The sequence below is a fragment of the Nitrincola iocasae genome, from assembly GCF_008727795.1.
Taxonomy (GTDB): domain Bacteria; phylum Pseudomonadota; class Gammaproteobacteria; order Pseudomonadales; family Balneatricaceae; genus Nitrincola; species Nitrincola iocasae.
The window spans coordinates 3,499,280-3,525,719 of sequence record NZ_CP044222.1 but is presented as its reverse complement, the minus strand read 5'-3'; the positions used below and the strand labels follow the sequence as shown (position 1 = coordinate 3,525,719).

The following is a 26,440-nucleotide window of genomic DNA, read 5'->3' as shown; positions in this document are numbered from 1 at the left end:
TTGTTGACCAATATAGCTGGACGTAACTGAATGCACCAGCGGCTTAGCCGGAGACGTGCTGCCACTGTAAACTCATTAACGCTCCGGCCAGACCTGCCAGGCCTAGCAGGATTAACGTACCCTGTACAGAGATTAGGGCGGCGAGTGCCCCTGCCAGGCCAGTCAGTAATAATACCGCGCCGATCACCGAGTTGCTGACCGCCACATAGTCAGTGCGCTTGTTACCTGATGCCATGTCCACCATATAGGTTTTGCGCCCTAACCGGACACCGGCATGGGCAACACCCAAGCCAAAAAATGCCAGTAAATAGACAGCCATGGCTAGCGTAGGGCTTAAGGTGAGCCATGAGATAACGGCAACAGCAATAGACAGTAAACCGGCCAGGGCACTGGCTATAGCAAACACCTGGCGACTGGAGTGATCTGCCCAGCGCCCCCAGACGGGAGAGCTGACCAGCCCAGCCAAGCCTTCAATAGCAATGAATAATCCCAGCAAGCTGATGGCGCTGCCCAGATCATCGCGGGCCAGGGCTATATAAAAGGGTGCTGCAAGCCCTGAACCCATGGCCAGTGCTCTGGCGATGACAAAACGCCGGAAGGGCTTATCGTCCCGCAGTAGATTGAGTTTTTTTAACGCTGCTGCCAATCCATTGGCGCCACCGTCTGTTGCGCCTGGAAATTCAACAATGCGGCTGAACCTCCAGGCGGCTAACAACCAGCACAGTGCGGCCAGCAACAGCAAGCCGACGTAGAGTCGTTGTGAAGTATCCGTCTGGATCAGGCTCAGTAATATACCCACACCGAGTGCCGCCAGTCCGGATACCGCACTGATCCAGCCGGATAAACGCCCACGGCGTGTTTTTGGAATGGTCTTGCCCTGTACATCCTTATAGGCAACAGAGCAGGCCCCGCGAGCCAAGCTAAAAAGAACTAATAAGAATAATAGAACAATACCTGCCGTGGCTCCTTCAAGGGTCAAGGCTGTCCAGCCCATCGCCATAAGACTGAGACCTTGAAGAGTACCACCCCAGACCCACACCCATTTGCGTACAGGTTGACGTCTGACCAGTTCGCCTATGAGCATTTGTGGCAGCATAGAGCCGGATTCGCGAATGGGAACCAGTAAGCTCAACATCCAGGCAGGTGCGCCCAGGTGCAATAACAGCCAGGGTAAGGTGGTTTTAGCGCTGGCCAGTTTGTCGGCAAGGCTGCTCAGGGTATTGGCTATCAGGGTGTGGATGAAGTTCCCGGGTGTTTCATAACAGGCGTCAGCGGATATGTCTTTGCACACCCGGCCTTCATCATCTTCAGCAAGACGTGTGTAGAGGGTGTCCTTCCAGTTCGGATGGAGGGGCTTCATGGTTGGTTCCTGTGCTTCAACGGCGTAGGGCGATAGTCTGTTGACGCTGATCATCGGACTGGCGGGCACAAAACTCCTGTGAATCACCACCAGCGTAGCGCACACTGACATTAAATCCCAGACCGGGATCATGATTCAACAGCAGCAAACGTTGCTCACCAGGAGCCAGTCGCAGTGTTAACAGATCTGACTGACCATTGGCGTTGCCAAAGTTCAGCTGAATCGATTCAATCATGACACTATCCTGATTTTCAAAAGTGACATACATCCCGGCACTGGGTTGTTGCAGGTAGTGATTCAGCCCTGAGCCCATGACCAAGCCAATGATCAGAGCGGGCAATGAAAATAGCAATAGTTTTTTCATCAGGAGTCCATATCGAAGGTGTTTGGCAGGGTGAGTGAATCCCTGTCGGTTTTCAGGCAAGCCAAGTGAATATATATAAAGTCATACTAATATAATAAAACTGATCGGTCTATAAGCGTTTTTGAGCTGAACTTTCTGATATTACGGGTTAAGCTTTGCGATCGTCTAAGGAGAAACTTATGCAGGGCTTGTTGTTGGCATTGGCTGCCTACACTATCTGGGGATGCTTCCCACTGTTTTTTAATTTGCTAAGTCATGTGTCATCCGTTGAGGTGCTGGCCAATCGTATTATCTGGTCGATGCTGGTCACGATGCTGGTGATCCTGGTGTTGGGTAAATGGAATTCATTTGTACGTTTGCTGAAAGATCCGGTGCTGATGCGCTGGCTGGCGCTGACCTCCTTGCTAATTTCGACTAACTGGCTGATTTTTATCTGGGGGGTAGCACAGCACCGGGTCATGGAAACGAGTCTCGGTTACTACATGACGCCTCTGGTCAGTTTGCTGCTGGCGCGGGTGTTACTCAAAGAAGCCTTGCATCCGTTACAGGCTGTTGCCGGTGGTCTGGCTGCAGTGGCGGTAGGCTGGGAACTATACAGTCTTGGTAGTTTCCCCTGGGTATCCTTATCTTTGGCATTGAGCTTTGGCTTTTATGGTCTGGTACGCAAGCGCTTCCCGGTAGACGGGCTTAATGGGTTAACCGTTGAAACGATGCTGATTTTCCCGCTGGCTCTGGGTTGGCTGGCATGGCAATTCATCAGCCCAGCCTACCAGCTGGATTTTGGCAGTAATCTGTCGACCACCCTGTTGCTTGTGGCTTCCGGTGTGATGACAGCCATCCCGTTATTATTGTTTGCAGCCGCCGCCAAACGGCTGGATCTGTCAGTGGTCGGCTTTGTTATGTATATTAACCCGACCATGCAATTTCTGATTGCTGTGCTGATTTTTAAAGAGGACTTTCCGCCGCAGCGCTTGGTGACTTTCCTGTTTATCTGGACAGCCCTGGTGTTGTTTATGTGGGGCATGTGGTTGTCCAATAAAAAATCAGTCACTAATGACAAGGTGAAGATTGCGACAGAATCCCGGTCAATAGAGTGACAAGTAGCGACAGAGTAACTACTCTTTGCACCATATTAACTACGACATAGCGGAATAGGGCAAGATGATTTTTCCAGCTCGTTATCAGCGCATTGTGTTCACTTTCATGATGTCGATTTATATGGTGTTTATCATGACATGTTTAATTACGCTGATAAACACCGGTTTTTCTGATGGCTTTTTCCTGCGCTGGTTTCATGCCTTTATTGTAGCCTGGCCAGTGGCCTTTGTGCTTATTCTAGTGGGCGCTCCGCGACTGCAAAACTTGTCGGCGAAGCTGATCCGTCAGGCATGATCGTCATGCCTGACGGCTGTGGCCAGTTAAAGCGAAAACTCTGTGGGTCCGTATAATGCCTGTGTGGCCCCAGTGTAACTGGCCCAGAGTTGATCACCAAAATCATAATGCCACCACTCACTGGGCAGATTGGTAAAGCCTTGCCGGGCCATGGCATTGAACAACAGTCGCCGACGATCACGCGCAATTTGTTCAGCACTGCCATCATCAAACTGTTCAAAATAATCCGTGTGGGAAGCCGGTGAAACCTCATCAAATCGTGTTCCCATATTGAGCATCAAGCCATCCGCATCGCAAAGCGTGACATCGACAGCGCCACCAGTAAGGTGTGGACTAGGTGCTCGTGGATCTCGACTTGCGATGGATACAAACTCACGGGTCATAGTGACCAGTTGTGCTTCATTGGCATCAGGATGCTGGTGATGCAAGGTTTCATAGAGACTGTCGAACAGGTGCTGCTGTACTCTCCAAGGCCGCCAGCCGTCCAAAATTACCAGGTTGTAGCTGTCTGGGAGTGAACGTGCTACCGCCAGCAGGCGACGATAGACACCCTCACGGATAAAGCAGTCAGTCACAGCACCGGGTATTCCCAACCGCTTATAGACTGGAAAAATCTTGATGAAATCTGGAGCGAGTGACAATGGAACCAGCGGTTCATCTGATTCATGGATCGGAATTCGGCTCACTTGGCTCCAGTTGGGCTCTGCCTGGTGAGGGATGGGTTGCAAAAGAAACTCATTTTTCAACGTTTTCATATTATTCAATATCAGCTTATCCGAAGGTGGTTGGCAGCCAGAGCGTCAGCGCCGGGAAAAATATCAACAGGATCAGTACCAGCACAGCAGTCAGCACAAAAGGCCAGATACTCTTAAACAGTTCAATAATTTCTATTTGGCTGACGGCTGCAGCAACGAATACACAGGCCCCCATAGGCGGTGTAATCAAAGCAATGGTGATATTCAGAGTGATGATGATGCCCAGATGTACCGGATCGATACCGGCCATCATGGCAATTGGGGCTATAATCGGGGTCAACAGCATCAGAGTGGAGACTTCTTCCATGAACATGCCGGTAATAAAAGTGATCAGACTGATGATCAGCAGAATCATCACGGGTTTATCCACAAAGGGAGCCAGCAGTTCGACAAACTGAGCGGGAACCTGTGCATATGACAGCAGCCAACTGATGGTTGCAGAAGCCGCCATGATTAGAAAAATCGCTGAGGTCAGCCGGGCTGTATCGATAATCGCTTTCCAGAGATTGAGTAGTTTCAATTGCCCGAGCAGCATGCCACACAGTGCTACATAGGCCGTGATCAGTGCACCGGACTCTGTTGGAGTGACAAACCCCAGCACGATGCTCGCAACAATGATAAAGGGCGCGACCAGCGCTGGCATGGCACCCAGTATAGCCATTGCCAGCATCTTCATAGAGGGGAGACCTCCCTGTTTCTGTAACTGATGTTTCCAGGCATACCAGGCATTGAGTCCCATAAAGGCAATGCCCATAATCATTCCTGGGATTACCCCTGCGAGGAATAGACTGCCCACAGATGTGTTGGTCAGTGACGCATAAAGAATCATGAAAATACTGGGAGGGATGATCGGCCCGATCAATGAACTTCCTGCTGTCAGACCGGCGGCAAAAGCCGTAGAGTACCCCTCTTTTTTCATTGCGGGTACCAGCAGAGACCCCAGCGCGGAAGTATCTGCTACGGCCGAACCATTGACGCCGGCAAAAAATACGCTGGAAACCACGTTGACATGGCCGATACCGCCACGCAGGTGGCCGACCAGCATTTTAGCCAGGTGCATTAGGCGTTCAGTCATACCACTGGCATTCATCAGGTTGCCCGCCAGAATAAACAGCGGTATCGCCATCAGAGAAAACACATTGATACCGCCGAAAAACTGTTGCGGCATAATGCGGCCGATCATGGATGGATCGACGAACATGAAGCCCACAACGGCCGTGGTCAGCAGCGCCAGAAATAGCGGCAGACCCAACAGAACATGGATCAAAAAAACAAGCAGCATTATCAGGGTCATTCTGGGTTCTCCGACATGACAGGCAGACGTTTAGGGCCGTGGAGCAGCACCTGAAGTGCCAGCAATCCGAAGCCAATCGGCATTGACAGCAGTGGCCAGGTTCGACTGATGCCCAGTCCCGGGGTCTGGAACATTCCGACCGATTGGGCATAGCGATAGCTGAACACTGCAGCAACAACTGCCAGTGTCAGTGTCAGCAGCCATTGATAGAGAACCAGTGCCTGAGACAGGCGTGTCGGCAGGCTTGTTTCCAGTAGGGCAATACGCATGTGGCCACCTTCCACCCATACAGCGCCGGCAGCAAGAAAGGTGCAGCCAATGACCAGGAATCGTGCGGCCTCATCGGTCCAGATTGGTGCGCCGCCTACCAGGTAGCGAAGCATAACCGCATAGAGAATGACCAAAATGTTGGTCAGTAATAGTGCACTGGCCAGCATGAGTGTTGTTGTCTTGACGAAAGACAGAGTGTTTAATCGAAACGTATTCATAGAATATCCATCGCAAACAGGCAGGAGCAGCGCTACGCACTGCTCCATCGAATGGAGCGACTGACGAAGATCAGTGGGCGAGTGTTTTGGCGTCTTCCAGTGCCATGTCGATCAACTGCTGATCGATACCACGCTCTTTCAACCAGCTCAGGAAAGCGGGCTGACCCATATCACGGAAAGCATCTAGATCTTCACGGCTGGGGTGAATAACTTCCATCCCTTGCTCTTCCAGATAAGCAATGCGTGATTCTACCTGTGCCTCATTGTGGATGCGTGCGGCGGCAGTTGCTTCGACAACGGCTTCCATAAAGGCAGTGCGGGTAGATTCATCCAGGCTTTCCATCAAGGCGCTATTGCCTACCAGGAACTGCATGGAGTAGTTGATGTTTGCCAGGGTCAGGTACTGCTGCACCTCATACAGGCTGCCCAGAATGATGTACATAGGTGGATTCATCTGACCATCGGCGACCCCAGTGCGCAGTGACATATAAACTTCTGTCCAAGGGATCGGCGTGCCTGAAGCACCAAAGGCCTCATACAGTGCTACCTGGCTGGGGTCCATCGCACGGAAACGCAGCCCCTCAAAATCAGCGGGTGAGTAGATAGCACGTTTGTTGTTGGTGAAGGCCAGGAAACCCCCTTCTTCAACCACTGCCAGCATCTCTACACCAGCACGTTCCTGCAGTTTGCTTGAGACTTCTTGCCAGTATTGGCCTTCATCAAAGAAAGCGCGTGCGGATTCAAAATTATCAAACAGGAAGGGGGTGGCACTGATGAAGACCTCGTCTACCAACGGCGATACACCGGCAAAAGAGGCGATGTTCAGACTCGGTGTATTCATAGTCTGTTCCATGCGTTCCTCTTCGGTACCCAGCATGCTGTTGGGGTAGAGTACCAGCTCAAGCTGCCCCTGGGTTTTTTCTTCCACCAGTGTTTTTAGCTGGGTGGCAAAGGCGTGTACGGCATTCTTCTCCGGATCAGGAGCGCCGTTGTAACTCAGGTTGACGCTGGTAGCCGCTTGGGTATTGCCGGTCAGTGCGGCAACACACAGAATACAGCTGACAGCCAGGGATTTCAGGGAAAAACGTTTATGTCTCAACATAATTATCTCCATTGTTGTTATTCAGGATAGCCGGTGGACCGGTTAATTTGATCTTAGGAGTTGATGTGTTGACTATGCAATAGGCCAGGTGTTGTTATTATATCAACACCTGGTAACCGCTTAAACGGGGCGCATCTGCACGAAAAAAGTGCATCCCCTGGCGCAGATGTGCGACACAGGCTTTCGCAGAAAGGGTCAATTCATGCCCAGCCAGGCTGACGATTTGTGCGCGAGCGCCATTCAGAATGCTATGTTCCATGGGTAGGGCGTGTATCTCCCCGCGCTGCAGTTCTGCGGCCACTGTCAGTTCCGGCATGAAGGTGACGCCGATGCCCGAGCGGACAAAGTTTTTCAGTACCGTAACCGAATTAGTGTGCAAACGCGCATGCAGGTGAACGCGCTCTTGTTGGGCAACCATATTGACCATTTGACGCATACCGAAGGGGTTGTCCATCAGTCCTAATGGCAAGCCTTGCAGATCACTCAATCGTATCGGCCGTTCTAGTAATAGCAGCGGATGCTGTGGTGGCACGATCAGGTCCAGCGGTTGGCAGGTTTCTACATGGCAGGCCAATAAGGGGTCGACTGGAGGGGCATACAGCAGAGCAATATTCACCTCCATCTCCTTGACCAGCGCAATGGCTTCATTGACTCCCGCCATGCGCACTTCAATCTCTATGCCTTCGAATGCTGACATAAAGGATTGCAGTGGGGCCGCAATCAAGTCGCTGAGGAAGCCTTCACCCACGGCGATACGCACCTCACCGCGGGCCAGTCCCTGAATTGCCATGATCTGCGACAACACCACCTCTTCAGCGCTACGCTGGGTGTGATAGTGGCGTACCAGCAGGCGCCCGGCTTCAGTAGGGCGCATACCATTGCCTTGGCGTTCGCACAGGACTACACCAAGCGTTTCTTCCAGGCTTTTGATATGGCGACTGAGTGCTGACGCATCAATATGCAAGTGAACAGCGGCACGGCGAATCGATCCCCGTTTGACTACTTCATTGAGGCAAGCCAGTGCACGCTGATTCAGCATCGACTACTCCAGAGAGGGCTTGGCATCAGTTTGCCAGCTTCCAGCGCAAGGTTTCCCCGGCACGAAGCGGTATAATAATATCCTTGCCAAAGGGCATTTCTGCAGGCACCTGCCAGGCTTCTTTAATCAGCGTGATCTGATCAGTGTTGCGCGGCAAACCATAGAAGTCAGCCCCGTTGAAACTGGCAAAGGCTTCGAGTTTGTTCAGCACACCCAGATCTTCAAATATTTCGGCATAGAGTTCAATAGCGGCGTAGGCGCTATAACAACCGGCGCAACCACAGGCGCTTTCCTTGGCCCCCTTGGCATGAGGAGCGGAGTCAGTCCCTAGAAAAAACTTGTAGCTGCCGCTGACTACAGCGTCCTGCAGGGCTTGCTGATGCACATTACGTTTCAGAATCGGTAAGCAGAACAGGTGAGGACGAATGCCGCCTACCAGCATGTGGTTACGGTTATATGCCAAGTGTTGCACGGTGATGGTCGCACCGACCTGGTCATGATGCGCTTGAACAAACTCAACAGCATCCCGGGTGGTGATGTGTTCCACCACCAGTTTCATCTTCGGATGGCGAGCAGCCAGAGGCGTTAGAATTTCATCCAGAAATTGTTTTTCACGGTCAAAAATATCTACTTGGTTGTGGGTTACTTCACCATGTACCAGCAGCGGCATATCAGCTTCAGTCAGTGCCGCACAGATGTCGTCCAGTTTGCCGAGATCAGTGAGCCCGGAATCAGAATTAGTAGTGGCGCCGGCAGGATAGAGCTTCACCGCTTTGACATGCTTGCTGGCAGCTGCTGCCGCAATCATCTCGGCGCTGGTATTGTCGGTCAGATACAGAGTCATTAAAGGGTCGAACTGACTGCCCGGCGGTACATGCGCCAGAAGGCGCTCACGGTAAGCTAGCGCCTGTTGCACATCGATGACCGGTGGATTCAGATTTGGCATCACCACAGCTCGCCCCATCTGAGCAGCGGTGGCGGGAACAACATGCTGCAGCACCTCACCATCACGCAGGTGTAGGTGCCAGTCATCAGGGCGGGTAATCGTCAAGCGGTCAGTCATGGTCTTGTGCGTTCCGTAAATTGAGTTGTTGCAGTTTATCACAGACATGCAAGGCTGCAGATATGGCAAATAATATTAAGACTCGCTTAAGAATGAACGCCTATGCTTATGCCTCAATGCTTAATTTTGGTGGGTGTATGAAATCCAATGAAAAGGGGCTTCGCCGCTTGTTTTTTGCCGGAAAGTACTCGTTAAAGGGACTTTGTATTAGTTTTAAATCTGAGTCTGCATTTAGGCAGGAATTGTTTTTATTAGCTATCCTGCTGCCTTTGGTATTTTATTTTGAATTAAGTTCTGTTGAACGGGCGCTCCTTGTTTTTTCACTATTAATCATACTAATCGTTGAGTTGCTTAATACGGCTATAGAAGTTGTCGTCGATCGTATAGGAGCGGACTATCATGAACTGAGTGGCAGAGCTAAGGATGTTGCCTCAGCAGCGGTGTTCATTAGTTTGTTTAATGCATTGATAATATGGGCAGTGGTGTTATGGTAGTTAAGCGGTTTTTTATAGATAAAACGGTGCTTATTATATTGTTGTGTTATTCCGTTGCATGGCTAATTCTTGACGTGGGAGGCGGCGATGTTTATTTTGCATCTAAACTATACTTTCTTCAAGGACAACAATGGTTGTTACGTGAACATTGGTTGATGGAAGAGGTGTTGCACACAGGTGCAAGAAAACTGGTTACGTTTTGTGTTTTAGGTTTAATTTTAATTACTTTGTATTTTTCCTTTTATGCTAAATCGCATCGTGTATTAGCTAAAGCTTTATTCGCTCTGAGTATTTCGGTTATTTTTTCATTAGTAATTGTTGCCTATTTTAAGTCAATAACTAATGTAGCTTGTCCGTGGAACTTGAGTCTTTTTGGCGGCTCTGAACCATATTATCATCTGTTGGAACCTCGTCCGTCATTTCTGCCCTATCATCGCTGTTTTCCGGCAGGTCATGCAAGTGCTGGATATGCATGGGTTGCGCTGTATTATTTTTTAGCATGCTTAGTGCCGAAATGGCGATTTTTGGGGTTAGGTTTTGGTATTTTCTTTGGGGGGCTGCTAGGGTTTGTACAGCAGATCAGAGGTGCACATTTTTTATCGCATGATATTACAACGTTGGTTTTGTCTCTGTTGATTGCAAAGTTATGTTTTATGTTATTATATAAAGAGTTTGATCAGCCAATAGTTAAGGTAAAAAGATAATGCGGATCTTGCTGGTAGAGGACGACATCTCCTTAGCTAAAGGTATGGCGTTTAGGCTCAAAAAAATGGGATACCAGCCGGAACACTGTATTAATGGCAGTCAGGCCAAATCAGCCCTGAAAACCAGCCATTTTGATTTGATGATACTGGATTTAGGCTTGCCAGATGGTTTTGCAACCCGCCTTATCAGGTCAATACGCAAAGAGGGTGGGCTGGTTCCTATCCTGGTTCTGACAGCTCAAGATGAGCTGGCTATAAAGCTGGACGCTCTAAACAGCGGCGCTGATGATTTTCTGGTTAAGCCAGTCGATATACTTGAGCTGGAAGCGCGTATCAGAGTTTTATGCAGGCGCAGCACTAACCGTCGTGATGACCTTCTGCAGGTGGCTGACATAGAGATTGATCTCAACAGAATGTTCTGTCATTTTCAGTCCAGGACCATTGAGCTGACGAGGCGGGAATTCATGTTGCTGAAAGCCTTTATGTTAAATGCTGACCGTATTCTTTCCCGTCAGCAACTCGATGAGCTTAGCCATGGCTGGGGTGGTGAAACTGAAAGCAATGCGATCGAAGTGCACATTCACAGCCTGCGCAAAAAACTTACGCCGACGATCATTAAAACAGTTCGAGGTGTAGGCTATAAGCTTAACAGTCGCTATGCAGACAAATAGCATTCGATTTTGGCTGTTGATAGCCCTCAATAGCATCGTATTAGCTAGCCTCAGCTTTACAGCATATGTGTCCTATCAGGATGCACTGCATGAGCTGGATGAAATGTATGATGCACAGTTGGTACGAAATGCGCGTTTGATCGGCGCTCTGGTGGAGAGCGCCGATCCTGCAGCACAAACACACTATCCAATAGTTATCGCTACGCTTGAGCTACCGGCTAATGGGGAAACTTTGTCCTCCGCTCAGGAGAGAAGCTTTTCAGGTCACAAATATGAGCAAAAGTTGGCATTTCAAGTATGGCGAAATAACGCTTTATTGCTGCAGTCTGAAAACAGCGTTAACTTCCCTGAATTGGTAAAACTAGACGGATTTCATGAGATCGTTTATCAGCACACGCTGTGGATAGCCTATGTTACCTTATTGAGTGATGGCGAGACTTGGGTGATGACGGCTCAGCGTGAAGATATTCGTGAAGAGATGAGCGCTTACCTTGCTCTTGCTCAGATCAGGCCGATTCTGGTCGTGATGATTCCGCTGAGCGTGTTTATCTATTTAATCATCGGTCTGACACTTCGCCCTCTGCGTTTACTGGAACAAACAATTTCCACTAAGTCTCCGGAGCAGCTTTCTGAAATTACCCTGCCACTGCCTACAGAATTGCAACCCATTAAACTTGCAATTAACCAACTGATTAACCGTGTGTCGCACTATGTGACACAGGAAAAGCGTTTTGTTTCTGATGCAGCACATGAGCTAAGGACTCCTATCAGTGTATTACAGTTGCATGCAGAAAATTTGCAGGAGGCAACGAAACCGGAAGAAACCGCTATCGCTGTAGACTCAATACTGGACGGTAGCAGGAAAATGACGCATTTAGTCAATCAGTTACTGCAGTTGAATCGAATAGAGTCTCTTGCTGAAACTTCCTACTCAACTATAAATCTGACTGAATTAATTCAGAATAGCTTGTCGTTGTTGCCCTTTATTATGTTGGATAGGATTAAATGGAAGCTGGATATTCCAGAGAATATCAATATTAAAGGTGATGAGTTTTTACTAGGATTGGCGTTAAGAAATTTGCTTGAAAATGCAGCCAAATATGCAGTGCCCGAAAGTGAGGCTGTCGTTAAAGCGCAATTGGAAGATGATAGTGTTTTACATATATCTATTTCCAATAAAGCGCAGTCTTTACCTGACACTGACAGAATGGGAGACCGTTTCTTTCGTCATCAGGTGCATCAGCACATCGAAGGATGTGGCCTGGGTTTATCTATTGTTGAACATGTTGCTAAATTGCATGGTGGGAGTGTTTTTTATCAGCTAGATAACCAAATTTTGTCGGTCAACATTATCTTGCCTCAATAAAATATGATGATAGTGATTGATAACTTAAGTCTGTCTTAATGTAATGAAATCATACTAACCCCTTAGTTATTATTGTAAGGGGTTTGGTGATGGTTTTTTCTGGTTATAAATCTTATTTACTTAGGCTGAATAAGCTGTTTTCAACCCCACTTGCCCCTTGGCAGTTGACGGTTGCTTGTGCTTTTATTCTTACTGTTTTTTATAATAAGCCCGCGATGTCCAGTGTTACTTCTCTTGATAGTACAGGTTTGTTTTTTGCAATACTGTTTATGTTGTTTCTTATAAATTTGTTTATTTGTCAATTGTTTAGTGTTAGATATCTTCAAAAAATATGGCTTGTTTTTTTGATTGCAATAGGCGCTGTTGGTCAGTATTTTATGCTTCAGTATGGTGTCGTTCTAGATAAAACCATGCTCGTTAATGTGATCGAAACGGATGTCCGAGAAGCGACGGGTTTGCTTAATGTTGGGATGATTAAATATTTTTTATTATACTTGATTTTTCCGATGATTATTATTGTTTTCTTGAAAATAAAGCCTCTGAGTTTTAAGCTATTTTTGAAGGGATATGTTGTAACGCTTGCCGGTAGTCTGGTTATGTTGTCTCTGCTTTTATTTAGCCAGTATCAAAGCTATGCTGGGGTATTTCGTGAGCATCGCTACTTGAAGCATCAGGCACTGCCGCTGAGTGTTATATCAGCTACGACCAGTATAATGCATACAGAATCAGCTGATTCTGAGCCATTCCAGGTTTATGCAACTGATGCAAAGTTAATTCAAAGTAGTTCTGTTAAACCGAAATTGGTCATAATGGTGCTGGGTGAGACAGTTCGTGCCGATCATTTAGGTATTAATGGTTACTCACGTAATACAACGCCTAAGCTTAGTTCCAGGGATCTCATTAATTTTGGTGCAGTTGAGGCTTGTGGCACAACCACGGCGGTGTCCGTACCTTGCTTGTTCAGTTACCTGCAACGATCAGAGTTTGATGATAATAAAGCTAAAAACTCTGATAATCTGCTGGATGTATTGCAGCGGGCGGGTATTAAAGTCATCTGGCGTGACAATAACTCTGGCTGTAAAGGCATGTGTAATCGCGTTGAGCAGGACCCTCTGTTTGCTGAAAATAGTGATTTTAGTTGTAAAGCTGGAGAGTGCCCTGATATTGCCATGTTACACGCACTGCCACAGACAATTACTACGCATAGCACGCCACAACAAAATGTTTTAGTGGTATTGCATCAATTAGGAAATCACGGTCCGGAATACTACAAACGTAGTCTGCCTGAGCAGAAAGTTTTTATGCCTGAATGTCAGACTAATTTACTGGGAGAGTGTGAACAAGAGCATATTATTAATGCTTATGATAATGCTATTGTCGCGACAGACAGTCTGTTAGACGATACCATAGAAATGTTGATGGATTTGAATGAGCAATATGATACGGCGTTGCTGTATTTATCGGATCATGGTGAATCGCTGGGTGAAAACGGTGTTTATTTACACGGTCTGCCTTATTGGATGGCACCTGAGGCACAAACAAGAGTGCCCATGTTGTTATGGTTGTCTGATGGCTTCAAGCAACGGGCTGAGTTTGATGTTGGCTGCTTAAGTCGTTCTGAACATGTTAGCCATGACAATATATTTGCTTCTATGCTCTCATTGTTTTCTGTCCAGACTGAGGCTAAGCAAGCACCACTTGATCTGATAGGGCTATGTAGTTAATAAAAGCGTAAATTTTATTTAAGAGACACCGACTTTCTGGTTTATTCAGCGAGTCGGTGTGGTTTTTAGAGGTTATGCAACCACTCCAAAAACGCTACCCACTCCTGCAGTTATTGCCATGGCAAGGCTTCCCCAAAATGCAACCCTGATAGCGCCGATCATCATCGATGCACCGCCTGCCCGTGCTGCAAGGGCGCCAAGAAGAGCGAGCAATATCAAAGAAAATAATGCAACAAGAATAATCAGCAGATGGAGAGGTACCGCCCATGCCACCACTAATGGCAGTGCCGCCCCAATAGTAAAAGTACCTGCCGAAGATAACGCCGCCTGAATTGGCCGTGCATTCCCCGTCTCCGAGATGCCTATTTCATCTCTGGCATGTGCTCCAAGGGCATCGTGTTCCATAAGCTGCTCAGCAACTTGGCGTGCTAACAACGGTTCAACGCCTCTTGCCTCATATATCTCGGCAAGCTCCTTTTTTTCGAATTCAATATCTTCTTCCAATGATTTTTTTTCAATTGCAAGGTCAGCACTTTCAGTATCAGCTTGAGAACTTACAGATACGTACTCACCAGCCGCCATAGACATAGCACCTGCGACTAATCCAGCAACACCAGCCAGGATAATACTGTTATGGGTAGTGCTGGCTGCGGCAACACCAATAATAAGACTAGCAGTAGAAACAATGCCATCGTTTGCTCCAAGTACAGCAGCGCGCAACCAGCCAACACGATGTGATCTATGCATTTCAATATGGCTCATATAATTTCCTTACCTGAATTCGAAGCGTTCCTGATGAAAACGTAATGAAATAGACATGTCTTTCAGACCTTCACGTAGAGCTGTTGCCAATCCTTGAGGACCACAGAACCAGATATCGACCTTAGCGTGATGGAGCTGTAATTGATCTGCCGTCAGTCGTTGGCCCTGTTGGCTTTGGTGAAACTGTAAGGTTATTTCTGGCAGCTGTTCCACTAAGGTTTGCAAGCGCGCCACATTGGGGTCATCGGTTGCGAGATGAATAGCATAATGTAAGGTCACGGCCGGGTAGGTTTTGTCAGTATAGACCAGTCGACTTTCCAATGCCGCCAGGAATGGGGTAATGCCAATGCCGCCTGCTATCCAGATTTGCTGCGCTTTGGCTCTGCCTTTCTCCGGATTAAAACAGCCATATGGGCCTTCAACGGTAACCTTGCTACCACTGTGCAGCCGGTGCGGCAGCGTGCGGGTATAATCACCTAATGCCTTGATTTGAAAGCTGAGTAGACCATTGTTCTGATCTGTAGAGGCCAGGGTGAAAGGGTGTGCACCTTCAGTCCGGTCGAACGTCACGAGTGCGAATTGTCCTGCTCGGTGACCTGGCCAGTTTTTTCCCATCTCACAGACCACTTCAGTAGTGTTGTGGGATACTTGCTGAACGGCGCGAACCAGACCCTGCCAGCGGCGGCTCTTGCCGATCTGCCCTGTCAGTGATTGCAAGGCCGCCACTATACCCCCGAGTATGAATACAGCCATCAGCCACCCCGTAGGCTGTTGCCACCAGTGCAGTGGAGCCAGCAACAGTGCATGGGCGGCCAGTGCCAGGTAAATCAATGGCATGATTCGATGCAGGTAACGCCAGAAGCGGTAGGGTACCCAGCGAATCAGGGTAATGGTAACTAACGCCAGCAACAGATAAAGCCCAGGCTCTCCCAGATCTTCGGCCATCTCCTGTAGACTGTCAAGAAAGCCTGAAAAGTGGGCTTCTTTTAAGCCCCGCTCCCTCCCAAATAAATGCTGGATGGGATCATCTGCCATTTCGATTAGCCAGTGCCCTATCGCAAAAATGGTACCGAGAATACCAGTCCATTTATGCAGGTGATACATCTTATCCAGGCCGCCCAAAGGTGACTCCAGCCATCTTGGGCGCATTGCCAGTAGCATGGTGAAGGACATGAAATTGATGGCAAGGAAGCCGCTTAGTGTGAGTAAATGCTCATAGCTGAGCCCCCATTGCCAGACACTTAACTGTAAAATCAGTAGTGTTAACAGGCTCAGGGGCAAACGTAGATTTGACATAAATACACTCCTTTAGGTTTAAAATCCATTCTGCACGGCCTTTCTGACGTGAACCTTAAAGAGTGTATATTTTGGTTAATAAGGGAGAGTTTCTTTAACGAGTGACTGCACTTCTATCCAGGTAATCTTCGGCTGAACCCTGTTCGTTGAATTTTATCTCCAGTTCCCGTATTTCCAGGGATGCGGGTGAGTATATTGCTTCGAATCGGTTGCCTAGCGTGTCAACACCCTTAACCTCATAGCAGCCATCATCGATCTTGATACGATCAACTTGCCAGCCGTTACTCTCTAAATTCTGTTGCAGGTTTTCTTCTGGTTGCCAGGTATCAACTGGGTCATAGCAATCATCACTGGCGAATGCTGCTCCACTTGTAAGTAAAGTGGCGATAAGCAAGGGACGTAATACTTTTTTCATGGTGACTCTCCAATTTTGCGTTGCTTCTTAGCGTCAGGTAACTTTACTTCACTTTCCTGACAAAGGCCTGAATAGCTAAGCTTATATAGGGTAAAAAAATAATAACGATTCAGGTGCTTGTCAGAAAAGCGGGTTAAGATGGTTTTTTTGGGAAGATATTATGCGAATACTTCTGGTAGAAGACACACAAGGTCTTGGCGAAGCGATCCGTGATCAACTACAGGATGAGGGCTATGCCGTTGACTGGGTGATGTGTATAGAGGCGGCTGCAAGTTGTTTGCGCAGCACGGACTATGATCTGTTACTACTGGACTTGATGTTACCTGACGGTTCCGGGCTGAGTTTTCTGCAGCAATTAAGAAAAACGAGCAGCTTCCTGCCAGTAATCATTATGACAGCCAAGGATCAGATAGCTGACCGTATCAACGGACTCAATGCTGGTGCCGATGATTACTTGGTAAAACCCTTTAATCTTGATGAAATGATGGCGCGCGTGGCAGCAGTAGCACGGCGTTATAGCGGTAACCCCAATCCGAATATCGTGTTGGGCGACTTGCAGGTCAATTTGGCAGATAAAACTGTTTATCATTCAGAACGGTCTGTTGAGTTAACCTCGCGGGAATGGGCCATCTTCGAAACCTTTTTGCAGCACCCCGGACAACTCTTAACCCGCTCACGCCTGGAAGATGCCCTGTATGCCTTTGGTGCTGAAATTGAAAGTAATACCATTGAGGTGTATATCAGCCGTTTACGCAAAAAATTAGGTAAAGGGCACATCGAAACCGTGCGTGGCATGGGCTACAGGATGCCCAGGGGATGAAATCGATCAGCCTGCAAAAGCAACTTATTTTACGTCTGCTGCTACTGGTGACCTGCTTATGGTTGTTAGGGCTATTCCTGGCCGGTGTCCAATTAAAGAGAGAACTGAATAAAACCTTCGATAGTGCCTTGCAGGAAACCGCCGAGCGCATTTTGCCCCTGGCATTGGTGGAAATTTTTAACCGGGAAGAGGCAAAATTGCTGCAGCAGTTACCGGCACTGAGCGCTCATGAAGAGCGCCTGACCTATCAAGTGCGCGATGCAGACGGTGAAGTGTTATTGCAGTCGCATACGGCCCGGCAAAAGTCTTTCACTACCCCGCTGAGGAATGGTTTTGACAGTCAGGACGGCTATCGAATTTATACTGTGTCAGCTATACAAAGTACCTACTTCATACAAGTGGCTGAGCCACTTGCCAAGCGTCGTGATGCTGTGCTGAACACCTTACTGATTATGGCTATGCCCTTGTTATTGTTATTACCTCTGTGTCTGCTGATGGCCGTTTTTCTGGTACGGCAGGTGATCAGGCCTGTCAGGCAATATGGTACGCAATTAGCCCAGCGAGGCGCCGGCGACCTGACCCCGGTTGCGCATGGCAATTTGCCCCATGAGCTGGAGCCCATGAGACAAGCCGTTAATCAGTTGATGCGGCGCTTACAAAGCGCTCTGGAGGCTGAGCGTCATTTTACCGCCAATGCAGCACATGAATTGCGCACGCCGCTGGCGACAATGATGGCCCAGACTCAACGCCTGGAAAAAACACTGAACGATGAAGCTTCGCGGTTAAAAGCGGGTCAGTTAGTCACGACACTCAATCATCTGGTAAACCTGTCAGACAAACTGTTACAACTTGCCAAAGCCGACAGCAGCGGGCTGTTGACCGATACCCCTCAGGATTTAAGCTTACTGTTGTCTCTGATTGCCGACGAGTATCAACGGTCAGGGGTGCAAGACCTGCAACTGCAGCTTCCTCAGCAAGCGGTAAAAGCGTGTATCGATGCCGATGCCTTCTCAATTTTGGTCAAAAATCTGATTGAAAATGCCATAAAACATGGGGAAGCGAATAGCAGGATCACTGTGCAGTTGAGCGTGAAGGGTGAACTACGGGTTGTGAATGCCTGTGAGCCCTTAAATGCAGAGCAGTTGAAGCGTCTGCATGAGCGTTTTTTTCGTGCCAGTGTGACTACGCCCGGTTCAGGCTTAGGGCTAGCCATAGTAGATGCCTTGGTAAAAGGGATGGGCGGACAAATACAGCTATTGTCGCCAGCGAGTGATTCTGACAAGGGCTTTGAAGCAGTCGTTCAGCTGCCTATTCAGTCATAATTTAGACTGCTGTGGCACCTCACCATCGAGCAGGGCAGGTGCCAGATAGCAGGCAGTTCAAGTTTTCAGGGTTTTCTTCTTCCAAATAGCAGCAGTAGGCCACCTATAGCTATAGATCCCACGCCAGCCCAAACGGGTACGTTAACATTTTGCTTCTCTTGTATAGAAAACTCAATGGGTCCTACTTTGGCCTCATGACTTTCTTTGGTGTAGCTGAAATTTCCATAGACTAATCCCAGTACACCGGCCACGATCAGTGCGATTCCGACAATCTTAATTGCATTCATTTTATTTTTCCTAGGTTACAAACGCCGACCTCGAATGACACGAATCAGTATTACCACCACAGCAATAACCAAAAGGATATGTATGAAACCGCCAAGGGTATAAGAGCTGACAAAACCCAGTAGCCAGAGAACAACTAGGATGATCGCAAGGGTCTCAAGCATGAATATTTTCCTGTAGGTAAGAGCTTAGCGAACTTGGGATGCTGTTGTCGAACAGCCAGTTTGCTATAGAGCCTTCACCATATAGTGTATTGAGGTAGGAAGATATACATTACCAATTGAGCCAAGACCCGGGATGGTGGTGATGAGCGGCACCTAGCATATAAATGAACACCAGCACGGCGAGAAAGGCCGCTATCAGCCGGACTCTGGGCGTGGAGCCACGCTTGATCGCCACGGTGCCCAATAGAATATAAATGACCAATCCCACTAGTTTTGCGCTCAACCAGTTTGGCAGGGGCCATAGACTCATTAAAACAGCCAGAGTGACACCCAGTGTCAGCAGCAGGGTATCGAGAAGGTGAGGTGTGATCTTAACCCAGGATGATTTCAGCAGTTTGTCTTCACGAATCGACCAGATGGCGCGCAAAATAAAGAATGCCAGGCTGGCATAAGCGGCGGTGATATGCAGATGTTTCAGTAGAGAATAGTGTTCAAGCATCGGTCATCAGTAGAGTTGAAAACGCCAGGTTCTATTAGGCTGGTATCAGGGGGATACTAGGCTCAAGACGGCGGGTTTGCAAGGGGAGGGTAGCGGTTTAAAGGCCCTTGGTTTGATTTCCAAGGGCCCGCAAGATCAGCTAAAAGTATCTGATATCAACGCATTGCTTCGAAGTTTGCAGCCGCGGCATCCAGCACCGCGCGAGCTGAATCTGCATCTTCAAAGCCAAGTCCTTGCATGCCACCATCTGGGCCTTTGTAGTTAGCGAACCAAAGATCAACAATCTGGCTTACACCAGCGAACTCGGCATCCAACTGCTCTATGCTTTCAATATGAGCAAAAGGAGAGTCCTGTGTCATTACCGCGATGAGTTTGTCATCCTGCTCGCCGTCATCCAGCATTTTCAGAACACCAATCACCCGCACATCAATAACTTCGCCACGTGGAACTGCTTGTCCCAACACAATGACATCGAGTGGGTCGCCATCACCACCTAATTCTTTGGGTAGAGCTGTACCCGGAATCGCACCGTAGTTGCCTGGGTAGCCCAGATAATTTACAACGCGTGGTTTACCCTTTTTGTATTCCCAGTAGACAGCGTTAGGATCTTCTTTACTCATTTCCCATTTGGCTGATGTGCCTGTCGGTATTTCGATAACTGCTCGCACGCTGCCATCCTCATTGATAGCGCCCATAGCCATCAGATCCTCAGTGCCGACGAGGGTAAAATCGTCCGAAGGGGCCATGGCCGCGGCATAGGGTGTGGTTTCGGAGAAGGCCAAACCGCCAAGCGCTTCGGCTTGAGTAGCAGAGGAAAAAATCGTAAAACAGGCAACGCCAGTTAACATTAAAATCTTTCGCATGGTGGAGCTCCTTGAATAGTGATGCGCATAAGCTATCAAGGAGAAATGACGAATGGATTACAGTGGATGATAATCGGTGTTTACCGACACTGTATGGCTAATAAGTCCATCACGTTCACTCCACAGGTGCATCAGGTATTGCGCTGGTTCATGGCTGAAACGGTAGGGTTCTTTTTCACGCAAATCAAAAGCGATTTGGTGTGAAGCTGATGGTGCAACCTGAACAGGTACCCCGGCAAAGCGTCCGAAAATTGAGCGATGCATATGACCGCACAAAATCGCCTCTACCTTGCCATGCTGTCTGACTAGTTCAGAGAGCTGGTCTTTTCCTTCAACTAGCCCCATACGATCCATTGCATCAAGGCCTGTGGTAATCGGCGGGTGATGCATGAAAATCACCACAGGCCGATCTTTAACCCGCGCCAACTTATGCTCAAGCCAGTCAAGTCGCTCCGGACAAAGATGTCCTGACGGTTGACCTTCCTTGCTGGTATCCAGACCAATAATCGCAATGTCAAAGCCATCATCGAACAAGCACAAATGGTTTGATTCGATACCTGTCATATCAGGTAACTCGGCCTGCATCACCTCGCGGGCATCATGATTACCGGGGACAATTCGTACCGGAATTCCTAGAGCTCGCAACGCATTACCCACCGTACGATATTCTTCAGGAGTGGCTCGTTCACCCACGTCACCACTGAACAAAATCAGATCAGGCTGCATTGGTTGTTGTGCTATGGCTTTAATCAGTTGTGTAAAGGCGGCCGCGGTATTGAATTGATTCGCAAGAGTGGTGCCATCGGTCAGGTAATGCGTGTCGCTGATCTGGGCAATTAGCATGGTTTGTGTCTCATGAAATGATGCGATTCAGGGTGTTTTTATCCAGTGTTGAATTCAGACATATTTGTGCAGGTATTGGGATAGGTTATCGCTCAATTCACGAAAAGTTAATGGGAATGACACAAAAAAGCGACTTTGGTGTGGCAGTATTTGCATGAAATCATCAAAAACCACAAATATCCCACAAACAAAGCAGGCAGGTTGTATGGCCTGATGAAGCAAGGAGAGATCGCGCATGACGGATTCAAAGTTTACTCTGACTCGACGTAAGTTCTTGGCCGCAAGTGCTGCCATTCCGGTGATAGGGTTTGCACCGGGACTCATCAGCTCCGCCCGTGCCTCTGGGCAGGTCAATTTGCAGTTTATGTATCCGGTTGGTGTATCGGGTGATATCAACAATATAGTTTCTGGCATGGTTGCCGAGTTCAATGCTCAACACCCTAATATTAATGTTGAGCCCATTTATGCCGGTAGCTATGACAATACTGAGCAAAAAGTGATTACCAGCCTGGGGATTGACGAACCCCCTTCCATGTGGCTGCCTATCAACTCAGCACTACAAACCTTTCTTGGGCTTGATGCCTTGGAAGATATTACGGACCGCGCCAAGGCCGATGATATCTATGATGACTTCCTGCCGGGCTTCCTCAACACCTGCATTTCTGAAGATCGCCTGTACGGACTGCCGTTCCAGCCGTCAACGCCGGTTTTGTACTACAACAAGGATGCCTTCATGGCCGCCGGTATCAGTAAAGCACCTGATACCTGGGATGAATTGTTTCAGGTGGCACAGGCTCTGACCATTCGTGATGGCAGCGAACTCAAACGCTGGGGACTAGTGATCGGCGGAGGCTGGCATGACTGGATGTTTGAATGTTACTGCCGTCAAAATGGACTTGTACCCTGGCAGAAAGACAGGGTGCTGTTTGACCAGCCAGAAGCGGTTGAAGCGCTGGAGTTCTGGAATACGATGGTCAAAGCCGGGGTGATGGCACCCGCGTCTACTTGGCAGGGGTCTGCCAATGACTTCATGGCTGGGCAGACCGCCATGCTGTATCACTCAACCGGTTCTTTGACCAATCTGCGCACTTCGGCGCCATTTGAAGTCGGTGTGGCGTTTATGCCGAAGAACAAGGCCTATGGAGCGGCTCAGGGTGGCGGTCCGATCATGATTGCCAAGAATCAGTCGGATGAGAAAAAAGAGGCCAGCTGGACCTTTGCCCGTTGGATGACCAATACTGAGAATCAGGCTAAGTGGAGTCGTGCAACGGGTTATCTGGCGGTACGAAAATCCTCCTGGGAATCGGCCGAAATGCAGCGCTATTTGACCGAGGTACCTCAGGCTAAAGTCGCACTGGATCAGGCGGCCTATGCTGGAGCCTTCCTGCAGGTGCCCGGTTATCATCGTGTGCGCGAAAACCTCAAAAGTGCACTTGACCGTACGCTGGCGGGTGAGATCGAGCCCGCTCAGGCATTGCTGGAAGCGAATGACAACTCAAACCGTGAGATTCAGCGTCTGTTGCGTCGTCAGCGCAGCTAAGTCGTTGTATCTGCCAGCCCCGGCACGACTCCGTGCTGGGGCCTCTTTTGAGTTTCTATTTGCGGGTATTCGTTCATGTCCCATAGTTACAGACTTGCGCGGCGCAAGGAAATGCTTTTGGCCTATGCACTACTGCTGCCGTCGCTGGCTTTCCTGGCTGTGTTTACTTATTGGCCCATTGTTCGGTCCATCTGGTTCAGTCTGCACGATGTTATGCTAGGTGATCCTAAGGTTTTCTGGATGGGGGCTGAGAACTATCTGCGCCTGCTGGATGATGGTCTGTTCTGGAAAGCCCTGGCCAATACAGCCTTTTATACGCTGACGACCATTCCCTTGTCGATCATCGCGGCTCTGCTACTAGCCGTCGCGCTGGACAGCAAATTACGTGGGCTAGCGATCTATCGCTCGGCATTTTTTTACCCTGTGATGATTCCCTCGGTAGCCGCCGGTATGGTTTGGGTGTTTTTGTACGCTCCTGGTTATGGTCCGATCAACGAAGGCCTTGACCTGCTTGGGCTGCCGAAACTGGACTGGCTGTATGACAGTCAGTGGGCACTGCCAGCGATCGTATTTATGAGTATCTGGAAATACTCGGGCTACTTCATGTTGATCCTGTTGGCGGCTTTGAAGCTCGTGCCGTCTGATCTATATGAAGCGGCAAGGCTTGATGGTGTTGGACCAATAAACCGTTTGCTGCATATTACTATTCCACTTATTTCGCCGACGCTTTATTTCGTCATAATCATCGGTCTGCTGCATAGCTATCAGATATTTGATTACGTTTATGTAATGACACAGGGTGGACCCGCTGATTCTACAAATGTTTTGACCTACTACATCTATCAGAATGGCTTCCAATACCAAGACATCGGCTATGCCTCGACCATCGCCAATACGTTGCTGCTGTTTGTTCTCGGCCTGATTGGCATCGTTGCGCTTACGCTGGGTCGACGTGTTCATTACCTTGGAGAACGATGATGAGTACTACTGCTGTTGAAATTGTGCCAGCCGAGAACACTCAGCGCAGGCTACAGTTAAAACGCTGGCTACAGACTCGTTGGCAACATATCGTGCTGGCGCCACTGGCACTGCTTTGGCTGAGTCCTATGATCTGGATCGTGCTGACGTCCTTGAAAACCAAGGCTGAAGTATTTGATCCAAATGCATCGATGATTCCCAAGGTGCTGAATTTTGCTAATTATCCAGCCACTTTGGATGTGGCACCTTTTGGCACCTACCTGATCAATTCGTTGCTGGTCACTGGCTCTATCTTGATCAGCCAGTTGGTAACTATCACTCTGGCGGCCTATGCATTTGCCCGACTTGAATTTCCATTCAAACGGGTGCTGTTTACGCTGTTTCTGTTGCAGATTATGTTCCCTATCTATGCAATTTTTCTGACTAACTTTGTCACCCTGCATGAGTTAGGCCTAATCAATACACTCCCTGCGATGATTGTTCCGTTTGTTGCCTCTGGTTATGGCACCTTTATGCTGCGCCAGTCGTTTCGGCAGGTGCCTTCAGAGTTGGCAGATGCCGCACGACTTGATGGCTGTGGTCATTTCGGAACCCTCTGGCATGTCTATCTGCCATTGGTTCAGCCCACTCTGATCGCATTTGGGATTATTTCGGTCGTTACGCATTGGAACGATTACATGTGGCCTCTACTGGTTACTAACTCTGATAGCGTACGTACGCTGCCGATTGGACTGGGCTTGCTGGCAAAATCTGATAGTGGCGCAGACTGGACCCGGCTGATGGCTGGCACCACTTTAGTTGTTTCACCCTTGCTGCTGGCATTCATTGTTTTCCAGCGGCGCTTCATTGACAGTTTCATGCATACCGGCGTCAAGTGACGCTCACTGGAGAACCTTAAATGGCAACCGTTACATTGCAAAATGTCTTCAAGTCCTACGGTGATCGTGACGCTGTGCAAGACTTGTCCCTGACCGTCGAAAATAAAGAGTTCATGGTACTGGTCGGCCCCTCTGGCTGTGGTAAGTCGACCACCTTGAGAATGGTAGCCGGCCTGGAAGAGATCAGCGCCGGCCAGCTTTTTATCGATGGTGTTAACGTTACCCATGCTGCACCGCAGCAGCGAGATATCGCAATGGTGTTTCAATCTTACGCGTTATATCCTCATATGACCGCCTATCGTAATCTGGCGTTTGGATTGATGAAAACCACCAAACTATCGAAAGCCGAGATTGATCATCGTATCCGTGAGGCCGCCGAAATTTTGCATATCACTGAGCTATTGGAACGTCGCCCTAAAGAGCTATCTGGTGGTGAGCGTCAGCGTGTGGCTATTGGCCGTGCGTTGGTGCGCAAACCCAAAGTGCTGCTGTTCGATGAACCACTTTCCAACCTGGATGCCAAGTTGCGCAGTCGCATGCGAGGTGAACTTAAACGCTTGCATCGTGAGCTTGGCCTGACTGTGATTTACGTAACCCACGACCAGATTGAGGCGATGACGCTGGGCACACGAGTGGCAATGATGTCAAAAGGGGCGCTGCAGCAAATCGGTGCGCCGATGGAGATATACATGCGTCCTGCCAATACCTTTGTCGCAACTTTTATCGGCTCGCCAGAGATGGCCCTGATACCCTGTCAGGTTACAGACAGAACAGTCTTGTCTCATCCCGCATTTAGTAGCCCACTGGTAACAGGCCATGCTGACCTGCCAGAAAGGTCGGTGTTTGGTGTGCGGGCCGAAGAGGTGCGTATAACACTTGAAGGTGGCATGGCTCGAGGACGGGTCGAGCGTACCGAACTGCTCGGTGCTGAAGCTCTGGTTGAACTGGTATTAGGAAGTGATCGGTTAACCGTACGTACTTCTGTGGCGGATGCACCTAAGCCGGGTGCTGAAGTTGGAGTTGATTTTGACCTGGCACGTGCCAGACTGTTCCATGGTGAAACGGGGCAGGCAATTATCATGAATGGTTGGGCTGGATAACACGAATAATGGCACCTACAACACGACAGCAACAGATACTTTCAATGTTGGAAAATCAGAGTGTAGCTGGGATCAGTGAGTTGTCCGGGCAATTGAATGTCTCTGACGAAACCATACGGCGTGCGCTTAAAGGATTGTCGGAAAGAGGCATTGTGGAAAAATTTCACGGCGGGGTGCGTTTGTCTCGTCCCTCAGCAGAGCCACCGTTCGAGAAGCGTCTGAACGAAGCCTCTGAGGTAAAGGCCCGTATCGCGGCACGTGCAGCACAGTTTATCTGTGAGGGGGCAACCGTTCTGCTTGATAACAGCTCAACGGCCTGTTATCTGGCTCGCGAACTGGTGCATCGGGAGCGCATGTCAATTCTGACGATCTCCCTTGAAGTGGCGCGCATCTTTGCTGCCGCCAACAGCCGTCATCGGGTCATTATACCAGGTGGTGAGTTAAGGGCAGAAGATCAGACCCTGACCGGGCTACAAACGATCGAATACCTAAAGCGTTTCACGCCAACCTACTTTGTGACCTCTGTAGTAGCCGGAACATCAAAGGGATGTCAGGACTTCGATCTATTCGAAGCTGAGTTCAAGCAGGCAATGATCCCGCTGGCGGCTCAAACCATTGTGCTGATGGACTCAAGCAAGTTCAGTAAGACCGGATTGATTCATGTCTGTGATTGGGCTGAAGTAGATGTATTGGTGTCGGATAAGGTACCCGATGAGGTCATGGTACAGTTCGAACATGGGCACGTTTTACTGGCTGAGGATGCATGTAGGGAGTACCAGGACAGATAGTATGGAAACAGAGCCCCTGCCAAATGGCGAGGACTCTGTCTCCAAAAGCAAATGAGTATACAGTTCATTCA

At 48.8% G+C, this 26,440-nt stretch carries 30 protein-coding genes; 14 read left to right on the top strand and 16 right to left on the bottom strand.

Annotated elements, in window-relative coordinates; all coding sequences use genetic code 11:
- Window positions 1-43 precede the first annotated feature (43 nt).
- Window positions 44-1,360 carry an MFS transporter gene (locus F5I99_RS16300; RefSeq protein ID WP_151057832.1) on the bottom strand — a complete coding sequence of 439 codons (1,317 nt, stop codon included), beginning with the start codon at window positions 1,358-1,360 and terminating at the stop codon, window positions 44-46.
- 16 nt (window positions 1,361-1,376) lie between these two features.
- Complete coding sequence (locus tag F5I99_RS16295; RefSeq protein WP_151057830.1) at window positions 1,377-1,724, bottom strand: hypothetical protein; 348 nt, start codon at window positions 1,722-1,724, stop codon at window positions 1,377-1,379.
- A 179-nt stretch (window positions 1,725-1,903) separates the two neighbouring features.
- Between F5I99_RS16295 and rarD the strand changes: the two genes are divergently transcribed.
- The gene (gene rarD, locus F5I99_RS16290) at window positions 1,904-2,821 is read left to right on the top strand and encodes an EamA family transporter RarD (RefSeq protein ID WP_151057828.1); all 918 of its coding nucleotides are present in this window, start codon (window positions 1,904-1,906) and stop codon (window positions 2,819-2,821) included.
- 64 nt (window positions 2,822-2,885) lie between these two features.
- Window positions 2,886-3,116, top strand: a complete 231-nt coding sequence (locus tag F5I99_RS16285; RefSeq protein WP_151057826.1) for a DUF2798 domain-containing protein — start codon at window positions 2,886-2,888, stop codon at window positions 3,114-3,116.
- 26 nt (window positions 3,117-3,142) lie between these two features.
- Here the strand turns inward: F5I99_RS16285 and F5I99_RS16280 are convergent, their stop codons facing one another.
- The 6 genes from F5I99_RS16280 to pyrC form a co-directional block, all read right to left on the bottom strand.
- Window positions 3,143-3,871, bottom strand: a complete 729-nt coding sequence (locus F5I99_RS16280; protein ID WP_191906016.1) for a M15 family metallopeptidase — start codon at window positions 3,869-3,871, stop codon at window positions 3,143-3,145.
- Between the two features lie 16 nt (window positions 3,872-3,887).
- The gene (locus tag F5I99_RS16275; RefSeq protein ID WP_151057824.1) at window positions 3,888-5,165 is read right to left on the bottom strand and encodes a TRAP transporter large permease; all 1,278 of its coding nucleotides are present in this window, start codon (window positions 5,163-5,165) and stop codon (window positions 3,888-3,890) included.
- Complete coding sequence (locus F5I99_RS16270; protein WP_151057822.1) at window positions 5,162-5,653, bottom strand: TRAP transporter small permease; 492 nt, start codon at window positions 5,651-5,653, stop codon at window positions 5,162-5,164. Before F5I99_RS16270 ends, F5I99_RS16275 begins: the two co-directional genes overlap by 4 nt.
- Window positions 5,654-5,723: 70 nt before the next feature.
- On the bottom strand, window positions 5,724-6,755 hold the full coding sequence (gene dctP, locus F5I99_RS16265) for a TRAP transporter substrate-binding protein DctP (protein WP_225307444.1): 1,032 nt from the start codon (window positions 6,753-6,755) through the stop codon (window positions 5,724-5,726).
- Between the two features lie 97 nt (window positions 6,756-6,852).
- A complete protein-coding gene (locus F5I99_RS16260) occupies window positions 6,853-7,794 on the bottom strand; it encodes a LysR family transcriptional regulator (RefSeq protein WP_151057818.1) in 942 nt (313 codons plus the stop codon).
- Window positions 7,795-7,819: 25 nt separating this feature from the next.
- Complete coding sequence (gene pyrC / locus F5I99_RS16255; protein WP_151057816.1) at window positions 7,820-8,857, bottom strand: dihydroorotase; 1,038 nt, start codon at window positions 8,855-8,857, stop codon at window positions 7,820-7,822.
- 62 nt (window positions 8,858-8,919) lie between these two features.
- On the opposite strand from pyrC, the gene F5I99_RS16250 reads away from it, so the two are divergent.
- The 5 genes from F5I99_RS16250 to F5I99_RS16230 all read left to right on the top strand — a co-directional run bounded on the left by F5I99_RS16250 (window position 8,920) and on the right by F5I99_RS16230 (window position 13,816).
- A complete protein-coding gene (locus tag F5I99_RS16250) occupies window positions 8,920-9,351 on the top strand; it encodes a diacylglycerol kinase (protein WP_325062996.1) in 432 nt (143 codons plus the stop codon).
- Window positions 9,330-10,055 carry a phosphatase PAP2 family protein gene (locus F5I99_RS16245; RefSeq protein WP_151057815.1) on the top strand — a complete coding sequence of 242 codons (726 nt, stop codon included), beginning with the start codon at window positions 9,330-9,332 and terminating at the stop codon, window positions 10,053-10,055. The genes F5I99_RS16250 and F5I99_RS16245 overlap by 22 nt, the downstream gene beginning before the upstream one ends.
- A complete protein-coding gene (locus F5I99_RS16240) occupies window positions 10,055-10,726 on the top strand; it encodes a response regulator (RefSeq protein ID WP_151057813.1) in 672 nt (223 codons plus the stop codon). Before F5I99_RS16245 ends, F5I99_RS16240 begins: the two co-directional genes overlap by 1 nt.
- Window positions 10,727-10,829: 103 nt before the next feature.
- Window positions 10,830-12,092 (top strand): histidine kinase dimerization/phospho-acceptor domain-containing protein, encoded by a 1,263-nt coding sequence (locus F5I99_RS16235; RefSeq protein WP_233282108.1) that lies wholly within the window; start codon window positions 10,830-10,832, stop codon window positions 12,090-12,092.
- Window positions 12,093-12,181: 89 nt separating this feature from the next.
- Complete coding sequence (locus F5I99_RS16230) at window positions 12,182-13,816, top strand: phosphoethanolamine transferase (RefSeq protein WP_151057807.1); 1,635 nt, start codon at window positions 12,182-12,184, stop codon at window positions 13,814-13,816.
- Between the two features lie 72 nt (window positions 13,817-13,888).
- Here F5I99_RS16230 and F5I99_RS16225 read toward each other — a convergent pair whose 3' ends face one another.
- From F5I99_RS16225 to F5I99_RS16215, 3 genes are all read right to left on the bottom strand, one after another.
- A complete protein-coding gene (locus tag F5I99_RS16225; protein WP_151057805.1) occupies window positions 13,889-14,578 on the bottom strand; it encodes a VIT1/CCC1 transporter family protein in 690 nt (229 codons plus the stop codon).
- A 9-nt stretch (window positions 14,579-14,587) separates the two neighbouring features.
- Window positions 14,588-15,874: a ferredoxin reductase family protein gene (locus F5I99_RS16220; protein ID WP_151057803.1), complete on the bottom strand. Its 1,287-nt coding sequence runs from the start codon at window positions 15,872-15,874 to the stop codon at window positions 14,588-14,590.
- Between the two features lie 94 nt (window positions 15,875-15,968).
- Window positions 15,969-16,289 carry a PepSY domain-containing protein gene (locus tag F5I99_RS16215; protein ID WP_151057801.1) on the bottom strand — a complete coding sequence of 107 codons (321 nt, stop codon included), beginning with the start codon at window positions 16,287-16,289 and terminating at the stop codon, window positions 15,969-15,971.
- A 160-nt stretch (window positions 16,290-16,449) separates the two neighbouring features.
- On the opposite strand from F5I99_RS16215, the gene F5I99_RS16210 reads away from it, so the two are divergent.
- Both F5I99_RS16210 and F5I99_RS16205 read left to right on the top strand, forming a co-directional pair.
- Window positions 16,450-17,109: a response regulator gene (locus F5I99_RS16210; protein ID WP_151057799.1), complete on the top strand. Its 660-nt coding sequence runs from the start codon at window positions 16,450-16,452 to the stop codon at window positions 17,107-17,109.
- The gene (locus F5I99_RS16205) at window positions 17,106-18,431 is read left to right on the top strand and encodes a sensor histidine kinase (protein ID WP_151057797.1); all 1,326 of its coding nucleotides are present in this window, start codon (window positions 17,106-17,108) and stop codon (window positions 18,429-18,431) included. The genes F5I99_RS16210 and F5I99_RS16205 overlap by 4 nt, the downstream gene beginning before the upstream one ends.
- A gap of 65 nt (window positions 18,432-18,496) precedes the next feature.
- Here the strand turns inward: F5I99_RS16205 and F5I99_RS16200 are convergent, their stop codons facing one another.
- The 5 genes from F5I99_RS16200 to F5I99_RS16180 all read right to left on the bottom strand — a co-directional run bounded on the left by F5I99_RS16200 (window position 18,497) and on the right by F5I99_RS16180 (window position 21,085).
- A complete protein-coding gene (locus F5I99_RS16200; RefSeq protein ID WP_151057795.1) occupies window positions 18,497-18,718 on the bottom strand; it encodes a hypothetical protein in 222 nt (73 codons plus the stop codon).
- 15 nt (window positions 18,719-18,733) lie between these two features.
- Window positions 18,734-18,880, bottom strand: a complete 147-nt coding sequence (locus F5I99_RS16195) for a lmo0937 family membrane protein (protein ID WP_151057793.1) — start codon at window positions 18,878-18,880, stop codon at window positions 18,734-18,736.
- Between the two features lie 109 nt (window positions 18,881-18,989).
- Window positions 18,990-19,379 (bottom strand): SirB2 family protein, encoded by a 390-nt coding sequence (locus tag F5I99_RS16190; RefSeq protein WP_151057791.1) that lies wholly within the window; start codon window positions 19,377-19,379, stop codon window positions 18,990-18,992.
- Between the two features lie 155 nt (window positions 19,380-19,534).
- Complete coding sequence (locus F5I99_RS16185) at window positions 19,535-20,242, bottom strand: inorganic diphosphatase (RefSeq protein ID WP_151057789.1); 708 nt, start codon at window positions 20,240-20,242, stop codon at window positions 19,535-19,537.
- 57 nt (window positions 20,243-20,299) lie between these two features.
- A complete protein-coding gene (locus F5I99_RS16180) occupies window positions 20,300-21,085 on the bottom strand; it encodes a phosphodiesterase (protein WP_151057787.1) in 786 nt (261 codons plus the stop codon).
- A gap of 235 nt (window positions 21,086-21,320) precedes the next feature.
- Here F5I99_RS16180 and F5I99_RS16175 point away from each other — a divergent pair, with 235 nt between their 5' ends.
- From F5I99_RS16175 to F5I99_RS16155, 5 genes are all read left to right on the top strand, one after another.
- Window positions 21,321-22,625 carry an ABC transporter substrate-binding protein gene (locus F5I99_RS16175; RefSeq protein WP_151057785.1) on the top strand — a complete coding sequence of 435 codons (1,305 nt, stop codon included), beginning with the start codon at window positions 21,321-21,323 and terminating at the stop codon, window positions 22,623-22,625.
- 75 nt (window positions 22,626-22,700) lie between these two features.
- A complete protein-coding gene (locus tag F5I99_RS16170) occupies window positions 22,701-23,603 on the top strand; it encodes a carbohydrate ABC transporter permease (RefSeq protein ID WP_151057783.1) in 903 nt (300 codons plus the stop codon).
- Complete coding sequence (locus tag F5I99_RS16165) at window positions 23,600-24,481, top strand: carbohydrate ABC transporter permease (RefSeq protein ID WP_225307443.1); 882 nt, start codon at window positions 23,600-23,602, stop codon at window positions 24,479-24,481. Before F5I99_RS16170 ends, F5I99_RS16165 begins: the two co-directional genes overlap by 4 nt.
- A 20-nt stretch (window positions 24,482-24,501) precedes the next feature.
- The gene (locus F5I99_RS16160) at window positions 24,502-25,581 is read left to right on the top strand and encodes an ABC transporter ATP-binding protein (RefSeq protein ID WP_151057781.1); all 1,080 of its coding nucleotides are present in this window, start codon (window positions 24,502-24,504) and stop codon (window positions 25,579-25,581) included.
- Between the two features lie 8 nt (window positions 25,582-25,589).
- Window positions 25,590-26,369 (top strand): DeoR/GlpR family DNA-binding transcription regulator, encoded by a 780-nt coding sequence (locus tag F5I99_RS16155; RefSeq protein ID WP_151057779.1) that lies wholly within the window; start codon window positions 25,590-25,592, stop codon window positions 26,367-26,369.
- The last annotated feature ends 71 nt before the right edge of the window (window positions 26,370-26,440 follow it).